Below are 14,246 nucleotides of genomic sequence, written 5' to 3' on the forward strand. Positions count from 1 at the left end.
AAAAACTGATATTTATGGTGTGCCAAAATAAATATCAGTAAAACTACGGTTTTGACCAATGGCGTGGAATCCAGGGCAGGAGTTATTTGGTAGTCGCTACATAATCGAGAGAAAATTGGGCGAAGGTGGAGTTGGTATTACCTATCTTGCTAAAAATCGACGCAGTGAATTGCGAGTCATCAAAACCCTCAGAGAACAAATCCTCAATCATCCCCAATGGATACCACATCAAGATAAATTACGGCATGACTTCCGGGATGAAGCTTTGCGACTGGCTTTATGTCGCCATCCTCACATTGTGCAGGTAGAAAATGTCTTTGATGAAGGTAATTTGCCATGTATGGCGATGGAGTACATCGAAGGCGAAGATTTGGGCAAGCAAATAACCAACAAAGGGGCGTTACCGGAAGGGGAAGCACTGGAATATATTAGGCAAATTGGCGAAGCTTTGGTATTAGTTCATGAGAAAGGCTTGCTGCATCGGGATTTGAAGCCGAGTAATATTATGCGTGCGGGTAAACCAAAAGCGGTGCTAATTGACTTTGGTCTTGCTAGACAATTTATTTCTGGTGGAGTTCAACGACATACAGTGAATCGAACTGATGGTTATGCGCCACCAGAACAGTATGCACTTATTGAACAACGGGGAGAATATATTGATGTTTATGCCTTAGCCGCTACATTATATTCTTTAGTGACTGGACAATTGCCGATGCTAGCACTAGCTAGGCTGCAAAATTTTACGTTACAAGCACCCAAGGAGTTGAATGGCAGTGTTAGCGACAGGGTGAATGAGGCAATTATGAAGGGGATGGCGTTAAATTACAAGTTTCGTTCCCAGTCTGTGCAGGAGTGGTTGGGTTTGTTGGGTGCAAGTCCCATACCGCCAACACAACCAGTAATCTCTCGTCCCAATACACCCCCATCTTGGGAATGCGTCCACAATATTCTGGGGATTTCTGGAAAAATAGCCCTCAGCCCCAAGGAAGATATTTTAGCAAGTGTGGTAGATTCAATTATTCACTTTTTGTCATCAACTACAGGTCAACTTCTCCGCACCTTGAGTGGTCATTCTTCCTCGGCTAATTCCGTCGCCATCAGTAGTGATGGGCAAATGTTGGCTAGTGGTAGTAGAGACAACACTATCAAACTGTGGGAAGTCGCAACAGGAAGGGAAATTCGCACCCTAAGTGGTCAAATAACTCAAACGGTTTTTTATTTTGAAATTATAGAATGGCAGCAAGCAGGTTTAATGCGTCCGTCGGTAGTTAGGTTGCATAAGATAAACACAGTAGAAAAACGTCTATTAGACCGTCAATTAGGAGTTTTACAACCAAATGATTGGGAAAAAGTGCGTCAACGCATCCAGCAAATATGGTCTTTTATTGAATAATCTAAAGATATGACTACATTTTCTAACTATATCCCTCAATCCGATCCGCCGCTTCCTCCTTGGGAAACCTTACCAACAATGTATGATTTACCAAGCGACAACCCAGAGGAACCAGGTTTGCCAGACGATTTTCACTTTTTACAACCCTTACTTTTATACTTAACTTTTCAGCCCATTAACTGGAATCCCGAACTAGTTTACAGTGCCGCTGACCTTAATCTTTATTACGATCTCCAGCATCCTTTGTGGTGTAAGCGCCCAGATTGGTTTGGTGTAGTAGGCGTAGGAAAATTATACAAAGGGCAGGATTTACGGTTAAGTTATGTAACTTGGCAAGAACCAGCAAATCCTTTCGTGGCTGTTGAGTTATTATCTCCAGGTACAGAAGACGAAGATTTAGGCACAAGAAGAGAAAGTGCAGCAAATAAACCTCCTAGTAAATAGGAAGTTTATGAACGAATTTTGCGGATTCCCTATTATATTGTTTTTAGTCGCTGTACTAACGAACTTCGGGCTTTTCAGTTAGTAGGCGGTCACTATGAACCTATGAACTTGACTAATGGATACCTACTAATGCCAGAGATAAATTTAAGTTTAGGCTTATGGCAAGGTTCATTTCGAGATATTGAAAGGTTGTGGTTAAGGTGTTTCACTTTGACGGGAGAATTAATTCCCGCACCCACAGAGGAAGCCGCTGCTGCAACTGAACGAGCTATCATTGCGGAACAAGAAGTTGCTCAAGCCAAAGGAAAAGTAGAACAATTAATAGAACGTTTGCGTCAGTTAGGCGTGAATCCTGATGAACTAGATGAATTCTTGTAGCTTTACAAGTCTTTTCTGATACGCGGTATAATTTTCTGCTTTTGAAGAGTTACCTGCACTAAAAACTTTGATAGCCGATACCGAAGCAGCTATCTGATAACGATATTGGCTCCCAGAAAGATTAATTTTTGAGAGCGATCGCATATTTAGCACTTGAAATACATATAATATTCCTTTCGGCAAGTCTATAGCAACCTCAGTTTTTATGAAAAACCATGATGTCACGCTATATCCTTACTGTTCCTCAACTCAGTTTCAATTGGGTTACTAAGGGGAAAATAAGGTTTAGCAGCAAATCTCAAAGGCGATGCCCTGAACATTTGCAGATATTACCGCAGACACTGATTATGTTGCGGCGGCTAAAATACTTAAGTATGAGTAGTACGAGCAAACTACTCAGGTTAAAATTGTCTATTTGGTAACACAAGACCATCAGAAAATTGTAGAAAAGTGTATTTCCTTGACTTGATAGTGGTGCTAACCTCAATTTAAAGGATGTTATCAGCCCTTATCTGCTAGAGTTTCTGACTTTCAGCAAATTAGATAATTTATCAATAACAAAATCGCTAGGAGTGCGATGATGATGTCACAGTCCCCTATGACAAGACCAGAAATAGCTGCTGGAACTCTAATCGATAACCGCTATATTATCCAAAAACTTCTAGGACAGGGAGGATTGGGACGAACTTACTTAGCATTTGACACTCGTCGGTTTAATGAAGCCTGTGTCCTCAAAGAATTTGCACCCATTGGCACAGGTGAAAGTGGACTAGAACAATATCGTAACTTATTTAAAAGAGAGGCAAAAATTCTTCATCAATTGCAACATCCTCAAATTCCCAAGTTTTTGGCTTGCTTTGAAGGAGATGGCCGGCTATTTTTAGTACAAGAGTATGTTGACGGTAAAACATATTCAAGACTGTTAGGAGAACTTCAACGTCAAGGAAGAAATTTTTCTGAAGACGAAGTTATACAGTGGCTAAAGAATCTGCTGCCTGTTTTGGAATATGTCCATCAGCACAACATCATCCATCGAGATATTTCTCCTGACAACATCATGTTACCCGATGGCAAGGATCTGCCAGTGCTGATTGATTTCGGGGTAGGCAAGCAAATTGCTGATATTAACGAGGGGAGAAGTTCCAACCACCAAATAACGTTTGTTGGCAAAATGTCTCTTGTAGGCAAAGTTGGATATGCTCCCCGCGAACAGATTAGTTTGGGATTATGTTCACCCTCTAGTGACCTTTATGCTTTGGGTGTAACTGCCATTGTATTACTCACAGCTAGAGATCCATCTTTACTAATGGATCAATACTCACTTGAATGGAACTGGCGTGATTATACCTATGTTACTGATGGGTTTGCTCAAGTACTTGATTGTATGTTGGAAGATAGACCTAATAAGCGGTACCAAACAGCCAGCGAAGTTCTTAGAGATTTAGTCCATATTGGAGAACCAGAAATAGCAATATCTTCTGCAATCATGGTTGATGATTTGCCAGCCACGGTATTTAACCCTGAATTTCAGGCTATGTCAACCATATCGCAGTCATATAACCAATCTGAAGAAACAATTTTTAGTTCACTGACTAGTCCACAAACTGGGCAACGAATTGAACAACAGCAACAACAATCCTCACTCCAACCAGCATTTATCAAACATTGCCAGCAAGAATTAGCCTACCACATCGGCCCAATGGCAAATCTGATTATAGAAGAAATACTAGCTCACAATCCTTATATTTCAGCTGACCAATTTATTGAACTTGTAACTAAGGAAATTCCTAACTTTCAAGCAGCTTTTGAATTCAAAAAAAGCTTATTTTCATAGAGATTTAGACATCATGAAATTGATGAATAATTTTTAATTTCTTAACTAATTCTGTAAATTTAAGTCAAGAGAGCTAATAAAAGTAACAAGGTTTTTTGGCAAAGCTACACGCAACGTCTTCTACAGAAAGTTATTACGTTAGCGTAACGGTAGCTAATCCACGTACTGCTCTTAAGCAAGCTAAACGCAGCGTCTCGTAGAGAGCATCATTACGAATTATTATAATCGCTTGTACCTCCTTGAGTACGTTTGATTCTTTTCATCGCCATTTCTAAACTTAACTGCATCCGTTTAAAGGCTTTAGCTAAATTACCAATTTCATCATTAGACATCTGCTCAAATTCAACTTCCATATGTCCCGTACTAACTTCTTCGGCTATGCGAGTCATGCGTTTAAGAGGCATTACAACTTGTCGATTCAAGAACAAGTTGACTAACAGGATAGTCGCTATAAATATAGCTGATACAATCAAGATAATTAGTAAGGAAGACTGATTGGCTTTGCTGATGACATTCTTTGCAGGTACTGATATAATCTGAGCGCCAACAATTTCATTAAGCTTCCACCCAAATCCATTAGCAGCACCATAAAGACTAATCATACTTTGAGGTGCAGCTTCCGGTACACTATGACAGACCAGACAGCTTTGTTCAGAAACTGCTAAGGGACGAGCAATATAAAAGATATCCCCTCCAGGAATTGAACGAAATCCACTAACTTCTTTAAGGTCTGATTTATTTCTGAAGTGTTCTACAATTTCCGTCTCAAAACCGTCAGCCTTATCCCGAAGATTTGTGGGATTGAGAGTTGCTTCTTTATAAAAGAAATCACGGTAGTCTGTTGTTTTACGTAAAATTTCAAACACTTCTCGTGCTGAGTATCCAGGAACGGTTTGCGGCAAAAATTCAGTAGCTAATTTATCAACTAGCTCTGGATTCACTTGAGTACTGGTGTATTTACGAACAGAACTCATTGTTTGGATGAGCATGAGACCAGTGGAGCTAATATCTTGTTTAGCATTCTCCCTCAGTAGAGAAGAAAGAGTAAATCCACTCAAGCTCAGACCAAATGTCAAAATTACCAGTAGCAGAATTGTAAATTTTTGTTTCAAATTGAGATTCTTTAGCATAATTTTAGATTACCTACAAGTCAAATTATTATGAACAAATATGTCTAAAGTTACTGTTTACTCTACCATGAGCAATTCAACTTTCATGTTTTCGTATAAAGGCATAGTTTAGGCAAAACTATGAGGGTATATCCAACTTTATACTATTAGTAATTATTGAGGTTAATGAAAATGTTATCTAAGTAATTAAGTTCCAAAAAGCTACAACAGCAATTTAAATGGAATTCCCAAAAATTCGTGTTGGCTGTTCTGATACCTTGCCAAAATAAATACCAGCAATTGTCAAATATTACTAATGGTGTGGAATGCAGGAAAGTCTTTATTCGGGGGACGCTACATTATTGAAGGCCAATTAGGTGAAGGCGGAATTGGCATTACTTATCTTGCCAGAAATCAACGAAATCAACAGCGAGTGATTAAAACCCTCAAAGAAGAAATCCTGAATCACCCCGCCTGGATACTCCACCGAAACAAGTTACGGCAAGACTTTCGTGATGAAGCAGTTCGGCTGGCTGTGTGCCACCATCCTCATATAGTACAGATAGAAACTATCTTTGATGAGGGGAATTTGCCCTGCATGGTGATGGATTACATCGAAGGGGAAGATTTAGCACAGCGCTTGAGGCGAATAGGGGTGCTATCAGAGGCAGAAGCACTACTGTACATCCGGCAAATTGGCGATGCTTTGACCCTAATCCATTCTAAAGGACTGTTGCATCGGGATCTCAAACCACGCAACATCATGATCCGCATTGATAAATTAGAAGCAGTGCTGATAGACTTTGGCATCGCTAGAGAATTTGTTCCTAATATGATCCAAAGGCATACAGTGTATCGTACTCCTGGTTTTGCCCCACCTGAACAGTATGAATCAGAAGCGCCGCGAGGAGAATACATTGATATTTATGCCCTAGCCGCTACTTTGTATAACTTGCTTACCGCAGTTGTACCAACTAGTGCAGATGATAGACGTCACAATATTAATTTAGAACCACCACAATATTTTAATCCCAACATCAGCAACAGGGTAAATCAGGCTATTATGTGCGGCATGGATCTGGAGTCAACGTATCGTCCCCAGTCTGTACAGGAGTGGTTGGATTTATTGGGTCCTGATATTGGGGAAGATATAACTAAAATATCATCTACTTTAGTGATAACACCTAGAGTGAAACTACCTGTACCTGTACCTGTTGTATTAGATCGGCAGAACTGGCAATGTGTACAGACCCTAAAAGGTCATTCTAGTATGGTTCATGCGATCGCCATTAGCCCAGACGGACAATTTATTGCTAGTGGCAGTAATGACAAGACCATCAAACTTTGGCAAGTAGGTACTGGCAAGCTAGTGCGTCAACTGGGTCGTTGGTCTTCTAGTCATTCCAGTATGGTTCATTCCGTCGCCTTTAGCCCAATCTCTTCAAACCTTTCTTATCAAGGCGAATCCGGCAAATCTGCGGGAGTTACAGACCTGAACCGGGGAATCTTAGCTAGCGGCAGTTGGGACAATACAATCAAATTGTGGGATGTCAAGACGGGTAAAGAAATTCGTACTCTCACTGGTCATGCTAATTGGGTGAATTCTGTCACTTTTAGTCCAGATAGCAAGTTTTTGGCTAGTGGTAGCGCTGACTGCACAATCAAACTGTGGCAGGTAAACACAGGCATAGAAATCCAAACTTTCGCAGGTCATTCCGACTCAGTTTCGTCAGTCGCCTACTCTCCGAGAACAGCTGCAACCAATAGCCAGGATAGACAACTAGTCGCTAGTGGCAGTAATGATTACACTATTAAACTGTGGCAAGTATACACAGGCAGAAACATTTACACACTCACAGGCCATTCTTTCTTTGTCAACTGTATCGCCTTCAGCAAAAATGGAGAAATTATTGCTAGTGGTAGTGGTGACAACACGGTTAAACTCTGGCATATAAATACAGGCAGAGAAATTCGTACTCTCACAGGTCATTCTGATTCAGTTTGGTCAGTCGCCTTTAGCCAGGATGGACAATTTCTCGCTAGTGGCAGTTGGGACAACACTATCAAACTGTGGCACATACACAGTGGTACAGAAATCAGCACACTTACAGGGCATTCCAACTATGTTAGATGCGTTGCCTTCAGTCCCGATGGCCAAACCCTAGTTAGCGGTAGTGATGACGACACTATTAAAATTTGGCGAAGGGGGTAGTAAATAATTCGTAATTTTTCTATAAATCTATAGATAGAACTGCGATCGCCCCAAATTTGTGACAATAATGACGGCAACCGTTATTTTTGAACAAAAATAAATTATATGGGCTTTGGTATTGGTGATTTATTCTGGATTTTCCTCCTTCTGACTTCTTTGCAACCCCTTTGGCAAAAACGTCAAATAGAATATCGGCGATTGCGTGCTTTACAACAATTCCAGCAGGAACGCAAAAGTCGGGTGATTTTACTCATTCACCGCCAAGAGTCCATCAGCTTTTTGGGAATTCCCATATCTCGCTACATTACTATTGAAGACTCAGAACAAATACTACGAGCAATTCGCCTCACACCCCCAGATGTACCGATTGACTTAATTTTGCACACTCCTGGTGGTTTGGTTTTAGCTACAGAACAAATCGCTAGAGCATTAATTCGTCACCAAGCAAAAGTCACAGTCTTTGTACCCCACTATGCTATGAGTGGCGGTACAATGCTTGCGATCGCCTCTGATGAAATTATTATGGATGCTAACGCTGTCTTGGGGCCAGTTGATCCCCAACTGGGTAATTACCCCGCAGCCAGTATCCTAAAAGTAGTTGAAGATAAACCCATCAGTGAGATTGATGACCAAACTCTAATTATGGCCGACCTCTCACGCAAAGCTATACAGCAGGTACAGCGATTTGTGCGAACTTTGCTAAAAGACAGTATACCTAAACAAAAAGTTCTGCCAGAAAATATCGAACCGATTATCGAAGCCTTGACAACTGGGCGCGTCACCCACGACTATCCCATCACTATTGAAGAAGCAACAGAAATGGGGCTGCCCGTAACCGTCGGACTGCCCCATTCTATTTACGATCTCATGGATCTGTACCCACAGCCACAAGGAGGACGACCCAGCGTGCAGTACATTCCTATGCCTTACAACGATCTCCGTCCAATTCTACCTACACCCAAGGGCAGACCCCTAGAGGAACCAAATCAGATGACCTGAGGGGCTAGTTTTGGGGTAGGAGTTTTTTGTGGGGACTAGGGTGTAGCTGTTGGTGTAGCTGTTGGTGTAGCTGTTGGTGTAGCTGTCGGTGTAGCTGTCGGTGTAGCTGTCGGTGTAGCTGTCGGTGTAGCTGTCGGTGTAGCTGTCGGTGTAGCTGTCGGTGTAGCTGTTGGTTTAGCTGTCGGTTTAGTTGTTGGTTTAGTTGTCGGCTTAGTTGTTGGTTTAGTTGTCGGCTGGCTAAAGAGTGTCTTTGCTTCTTCATTCAGCTTTTGGCGGAGTGCTAAATTAGCAATTCCAGTTTCTTGCAACTGATATTTCTTCTGATACTCCTTCACCACTTCTTCCGTGCGGGAACCATAAAAATGATCGCGCGGTAGGGGAGGATTTGGCTTCACCACTACATTCAAATTTCTGTGCAGAATTTGAACGATGTTAGCAGCAAAATCTTGGGTTTTTGGCCCTGCTATGCCATCGACAGGTTTTAGCTTGTAACCAGTCTGAAATTCTCGAATTGCCTTTTTAGTTTCCTCATCCGTCAAAGCAGTATTTGTTACCTTGACGTTATAGCCTAATCCCCGCAATACCTCACGGAATTGCTGGGGCGTATAACTTTTTTGAGGGGCTGCAAAACTTGTGTCTGCAATTACCAAACTAGCAGTCATCAGGCAAGTAACAGCAAAGGTTGCGCTTGATTTTCCAAACCCACACCACATACTTAAAAACTCCTTTGGGTTAAATCAGCAGGATCATAAACGTTAACAGCTGCATTTTAAGTTTGTTTAATAACTTTTTTCACGATTATTTAATGAATTTTGAACAAATTGTGATTTTTTTTGTTAAATTTAGGTAAAAATTTAGAAAATAATTTGTGTCATCTATCAAAAGAATGATCTTGTGTTGGCAGAGATATAGCGGTTATCTTATCATTTGAATCGAATAAATCCTTTTAACACTAAATTGCCGTAGAAATGCACATCTGTGTATTTGTGTCAAATTAAGGTGAAAGGCAGTAGACCTCTTGCAAAAAGCACTTTTGCAAGAGGGGGAAAAGGTTTTGGTTAAAGGGGAAGGGGACAATACAGAACCTTTTCCCCTTCCCTTTTCCCGACTTATGCAAGAAGTCTAGTCTGTTGACCTGTGGCTGTTCTGCAATGAGGAGTATTTTCAGCCTATGGTTGGAAAAGAGGTTTTAAAGGGGTTTTAGTTTGGGCTTAAATTGACAGCCATGACAGATGTGCCCTTCTACTAGGGTCTACTCGACTGGAAATTGCTCTAATTGGTTAGAAAAGGCAAAAAGAAAATTAATAAATGAAAGAGTTTATATTTTAAATACCCAAACAAGTATCATATTTTACGGAAAATGAAAAATGTAAAATCTTCTAAGCAGCGTAATCTTTGGTTTGAAAGATTTATGGCAATTGCTGCCACCGTAAATTTAAGTTTAGTGTTGTTCGATTTAAGTTACGTACCTTGGCGAGATTTCTACTTGCGAAAACTTCCCCAAATTACTAAGATTTATGACCCAATCAAAGGTATTGAAAGTCATCGAGACACAAAAAGTTATCTAGAAACAGTAGACGCATTAGAAGAACAAATTAGGCAAAGTGGGTTAGAGTCGCCTCAAGTAAATAACAGGCTAATACAAATAAGTCGTCTTAGCAGCGAGATGATTGACAGTAACCCGTTTGCGGGAGCAAATAAGAGTGGGACGCTGGAGAAAATCAAACAAAGGATGCGATCGCACATCCGCAAAGAATCTGCAAAACAGTCCTTCGCTACTTTTTGGAGTCAGCCGCATTTATCACAAAATGGCTGGCTTGAAGAAATTAATTTTTTTAACAAAAGCATCCGCCCTTTGATCGCCAGTAACTACTACCGCCAAATCGGGGAAAATGGCGATTTTATTGATAAATTCTGGATTATTGACTTACTCTTTGTGATTTTATTTGGCGTAGAATTGCTGGGGCGCACCTTCTTACTCAAACGCCAACATCCTGGTTTTAGCTGGTTAGAAGCACTATTGTGGCGTTGGTACGATTTATTTTTACTACTGCCATTTTGGCGAGGGTTGCGAATCATACCTGTATTAATTCGCCTCGATCAAGCGCGGTTATTGAATCTGCATCCAGTGCGAAAGCAAATTAATCAGGGGATTGTCGCCAATTTTGCCGAAGAACTCACAGAAATTGTCGTGGTGAGGGTGATTAATCAGGTTCAGGGTTCAATTCAGCGGGGTGAGTTGACAAGCTGGCTCTCGCAACAAGAAAATTTACGTCCCTACATAGATATTAATAATGTGAATGAAGTGGAAGCGATCGCAGGTCTTTTGATAAAAACAATTGTCTACCAAGTGCTACCTGATATCCAACCTGCGATCGTTGCCATTCTGCGCCACAACATCGAAACCGTCTTCCATCAAGTCCCCGTCTACCGCAACCTCCAGAATCTCCCTGGCGTGGGACAGGCTCAAACCCAGTTAAGCGAACAACTGGCGACTCAAATCACAACTAATCTTTACAAAACTTTAGTTAGCGCTGTTGAAGACCCTGTAGGAGCAAAACTCACCAGTCAGCTAGTAGAAAGCTTCACTAAGGTATTGGGATCTCAAATCAAGGAAAAACATGTACTCTCAGAAATTCAGAGTTTACTGTTTGACTTCTTAGAGGAAATCAAACTCAACTATGTCCAGCGTTTATCCCAAGAAGACATAGACCAAATTATCGAGCAAACCAGGCAGCTACGAACACAAGTATCAGTGCCGGTGGTAGTGGATAAAGGCGCTACTCTCCCAAAAATACGAGAAGGGTAGGGAGAGCAGAGGAGTAGAGAGATGAGTGGACAAGAGAGGATAAGAAAAACAACCAATACTTCTCTACGTTCGCGCAGCGTGTCGCAGACAGACGCTACCCATAGCTTGCTTCCCCGTAGGGGTACGCTCAGTACAAGTACCCAATCCCCAATGCACGACTATAAAAGAAATGCGCTAAACTCGAATTAGGCGAATCATCATTTGGTTCGTCACAAGACTTCTTGGAAGATATATCTATCGCAGGAAGTGGGTCGATGCCCACTTTTTTTATTGAATTCTCTCATGGCTCATCCTTTAGTTCCACAAATTATTGATTTGGCGACACCAGTAGCAGAAGAACTGGGATTGGAAGTGGTTGGCGTGGTTTTTCATACCAACCAAAGTCCACCAGTGTTGCGGGTAGACATTCGCAATCCTGAGCAAGACACTGGGTTGAACGATTGTGAGAGGATGAGCCGTGCTTTAGAAGCCTCCTTAGATGCTGCGGAAATCGTTCCAGATACATACGTCTTGGAAGTGTCTAGTCCTGGTATTTCGCGACAACTGGTAACAGACAGGGAGTTTATTTCCTTTAAAGGATTTCCTGTCATTATCTCTACAACGCCACCCTACGACGGACAACAAGAGTGGATTGGTCTGTTGATTCGTCGGGATGAGACAGCACTTTACTTAAACCAAAAAGGTCGTGTAGTCCAAATTCCCCGCTCCCTAATTACTAAGGTGCAGTTAGAGGAGCGCCGATAAACAAAGGGCTATGGCTCAAGAGTTAGAGACTAGAGCACCTTAGCTCAAGGCTAAAGATTAGGAACTAAGGGCTAAAGGTTAGAGGCTAGGGGCTAGAGGTTAGAGATTAGTTTAAAGCTATTCTCTAATCCCTGGCTCTAGTGCGTAGTTTTCAGTCCCTAGTCCCGAGTCGCCACTCAGTAGAGACACGATTAATCGCATCTCTCCCCACTCCCTAATTTTTAAAGGAGATTGCTTATGTCAATGGTTACTTTAGCTGGATTAAAAGAATTAATTGAAAGTATAAGTCGCGATCGCAATTTACCCCGGCTTGCAGTTCAATCAGCGATTAGAGAAGCCCTACTCAAAGGCTATGAACGTTATCGCCGTGCCCAAAATTTAGAGCGCAGACAGTTTGACGAAGATTATTTTGAGAATTTTGAAGTAGAACTCGATATTGAAGGAGAAGGCTTTCGCGTTCTTTCCACCAAAACCATTGTTGAGGAAGTAGATAACACAGACCACCAAATTTCCCTAGACGAAGTTCAGCAAGTCGCTCCCGAAGCGCAGTTAGGGGACTCTGTGGTGCTGGATGTTACCCCCGACCAAGGAGAATTTGGTCGGATGGCGGCGATGCAAACTAAGCAAGTATTGGCGCAAAAATTACGGGATCAACAGCGCCAGATGGTGCAAGAAGAGTTCCAAGATTTAGAAGGAACTGTTCTCCAAGCAAGAGTCCTGCGGTTTGAGCGGCAATCAGTGGTTTTGGCAGTCACCAGTAATTTTGGTCAGCCAGAAGTAGAAGCCGAATTACCCAAGCGGGAACAGCTACCCAACGATAATTATCGGGCAAATGCCACCTTCAAGGTATATCTGAAAAAAGTCTCCCAAGGTCAGCAACGAGGACCACAGTTGCTTGTGTCTCGTGCTGATGCTGGTTTAGTAGTTTATCTTTTCGCCAACGAAGTCCCAGAAATTGAAGATGAAGTTGTACGGATTGTTGCCGTAGCGAGGGAGGCAAACCCCCCTTCCCGTTATGTCGGACCCCGGACTAAAATAGCAGTAGATACTCTCGATCGCGATGTAGACCCAGTAGGCGCTTGTATTGGAGCCAGGGGATCGCGAATTCAAGTGGTAGTCAACGAATTACGCGGTGAAAAAATAGATGTAATTCGCTGGTCGCCAGACCCAGCAACATACATTGCTAATGCCTTAAGTCCAGCACGGGTAGATGAAGTGCGCCTAATGGACCCAGAATCGCGCCAAACTCACGTACTTGTAGCTGAAGATCAATTGAGTTTGGCCATTGGTAAGGAAGGGCAAAACGTCCGTTTGGCAGCCCGTCTAACTGGCTGGAAAATAGACATCAAAGACAAAGCTAAGTATGACTTTGCAGGAGAGGATGCCAAATTTGCAGCTGTCAGAACAAAATATCAATCAGAGGAATCCGAGGAAGACGATCTTGAATATGAAGAAGAATTCGAGGATGAAAGTCAGGAAGAATTAGAAGAGGAAGATAGTTTTGACAACAATGATGATGAATAATTGATTAATTTTGTAAAGTTTTGATACTGTAGATTGTAGTCTCAGTCTCAAGGATTATTTTCTCAAAAGCTACTTGGTATAAGTAAAAAATAGTAATAATAAGCTTCTTTTTACTTCCATTATCCTGGGCTGAGATCGTAGAGAACCGATGAAACCAAATTATCGGCGCTGTATTAGTTGCCGTAAAGTAGGCTCAAAAGATGAGTTTTGGCGGATTGTCCGCGTCTTTCCATCGGGAAAGGTACAATTAGATCAGGGCATGGGGCGTTCCGCCTATATTTGTCCAGAAACGAGTTGCCTACAAGCAGCTCAAAAAAAAAATCGACTAGGGCGATCGCTACATGCATCAGTGCCAGAAGCACTGTACCAAAGCTTGTCGCAACGTCTAGCCCGCAGTAATACCCAAAACCAAATTTAGTTGGAACAACTTTGTGACGTAATCATTAGATGAATTGTGTCGAAAGCCGAAGTCGTGCTTTCATCACACGCTCTGTTGATCGTTAAGGTTAGTGCCAAAATAGTAAATGGGTGTAAAAGGCATTCGGCTCTCTAATAACGAGGGGCGAGGCAACACTCCCAGAACAAGATGTAATCGATTGTGTTGTGGAAGACTCAGAATCAACAAAACAAGAAACTACAAAATGGCAACCTGGTAGCGCTCAGGCGCAGTTCGGCGTCAAGGGTTCCTATAAAAATCTTTTATTTAAGAAATTTTTATGGGTATCCCTCAACCATCATTCCTGGTGGGGATGCCATTATTAAACCGAAACATCTCTCTTTCCTGATTGGAGGCACCGGCA

10 protein-coding genes and 2 pseudogenes are annotated in these 14,246 nt (G+C 41.9%); 9 read left to right on the forward strand and 3 right to left on the reverse strand.

From position 1 onward, the window contains the following. Positions 1-58: 58 nt before the first annotated feature. Positions 59-1,195 (forward strand): annotated as a pseudogene (locus tag V7K44_RS14170) (protein kinase domain-containing protein); the annotation flags it as partial. A 207-nt stretch (positions 1,196-1,402) separates the two neighbouring features. After that, a pseudogene (locus V7K44_RS14175) lies at positions 1,403-2,215 on the forward strand (Uma2 family endonuclease). On the opposite strand, the gene V7K44_RS14180 reads toward V7K44_RS14175, so the two are convergent. Next, positions 2,198-2,440, reverse strand: a complete 243-nt coding sequence (locus tag V7K44_RS14180; RefSeq protein WP_334932409.1) for a hypothetical protein — start codon at positions 2,438-2,440, stop codon at positions 2,198-2,200. The pseudogene V7K44_RS14175 and the gene V7K44_RS14180 overlap by 18 nt on opposite strands. Positions 2,441-2,798: 358 nt before the next feature. On the opposite strand from V7K44_RS14180, the gene V7K44_RS14185 reads away from it, so the two are divergent. Beyond that, the gene (locus tag V7K44_RS14185; RefSeq protein ID WP_334932411.1) at positions 2,799-4,049 is read left to right on the forward strand and encodes a serine/threonine-protein kinase; all 1,251 of its coding nucleotides are present in this window, start codon (positions 2,799-2,801) and stop codon (positions 4,047-4,049) included. Between the two features lie 209 nt (positions 4,050-4,258). On the opposite strand, the gene V7K44_RS14190 is transcribed toward V7K44_RS14185, so the two are convergent. Further along, the gene (locus V7K44_RS14190) at positions 4,259-5,179 is read right to left on the reverse strand and encodes a Tll0287-like domain-containing protein (RefSeq protein ID WP_334932413.1); all 921 of its coding nucleotides are present in this window, start codon (positions 5,177-5,179) and stop codon (positions 4,259-4,261) included. A 295-nt stretch (positions 5,180-5,474) separates the two neighbouring features. Here V7K44_RS14190 and V7K44_RS14195 point away from each other — a divergent pair, with 295 nt between their 5' ends. Both V7K44_RS14195 and V7K44_RS14200 read left to right on the forward strand, forming a co-directional pair. Continuing rightward, the gene (locus tag V7K44_RS14195) at positions 5,475-7,370 is read left to right on the forward strand and encodes a serine/threonine-protein kinase (RefSeq protein WP_334932415.1); all 1,896 of its coding nucleotides are present in this window, start codon (positions 5,475-5,477) and stop codon (positions 7,368-7,370) included. A gap of 105 nt (positions 7,371-7,475) precedes the next feature. After that, complete coding sequence (locus V7K44_RS14200) at positions 7,476-8,369, forward strand: SDH family Clp fold serine proteinase (RefSeq protein WP_334932417.1); 894 nt, start codon at positions 7,476-7,478, stop codon at positions 8,367-8,369. 35 nt (positions 8,370-8,404) lie between these two features. On the opposite strand, the gene V7K44_RS14205 is transcribed toward V7K44_RS14200, so the two are convergent. Then, the gene (locus V7K44_RS14205; protein ID WP_334932419.1) at positions 8,405-9,082 is read right to left on the reverse strand and encodes a peptidoglycan-binding domain-containing protein; all 678 of its coding nucleotides are present in this window, start codon (positions 9,080-9,082) and stop codon (positions 8,405-8,407) included. 647 nt (positions 9,083-9,729) lie between these two features. On the opposite strand from V7K44_RS14205, the gene V7K44_RS14210 reads away from it, so the two are divergent. From V7K44_RS14210 to V7K44_RS14225, 4 genes are all read left to right on the forward strand, one after another. Next, a complete protein-coding gene (locus V7K44_RS14210; RefSeq protein ID WP_334932421.1) occupies positions 9,730-11,178 on the forward strand; it encodes a hypothetical protein in 1,449 nt (482 codons plus the stop codon). A 282-nt stretch (positions 11,179-11,460) separates the two neighbouring features. Next, positions 11,461-11,922, forward strand: coding sequence for a ribosome maturation factor RimP (gene rimP, locus V7K44_RS14215; RefSeq protein WP_334932423.1), 462 nt, complete (start codon positions 11,461-11,463; stop codon positions 11,920-11,922). A gap of 237 nt (positions 11,923-12,159) precedes the next feature. After that, the gene (gene nusA, locus V7K44_RS14220) at positions 12,160-13,446 is read left to right on the forward strand and encodes a transcription termination factor NusA (protein WP_334932425.1); all 1,287 of its coding nucleotides are present in this window, start codon (positions 12,160-12,162) and stop codon (positions 13,444-13,446) included. A gap of 148 nt (positions 13,447-13,594) precedes the next feature. Then, positions 13,595-13,864: a YlxR family protein gene (locus V7K44_RS14225; RefSeq protein WP_334822236.1), complete on the forward strand. Its 270-nt coding sequence runs from the start codon at positions 13,595-13,597 to the stop codon at positions 13,862-13,864. Positions 13,865-14,246: the final 382 nt, after the last annotated feature.

Source organism: Nostoc sp., from assembly GCF_036917235.1.
Taxonomy (GTDB): Bacteria; Cyanobacteriota; Cyanobacteriia; order Cyanobacteriales; family Nostocaceae; genus Nostoc.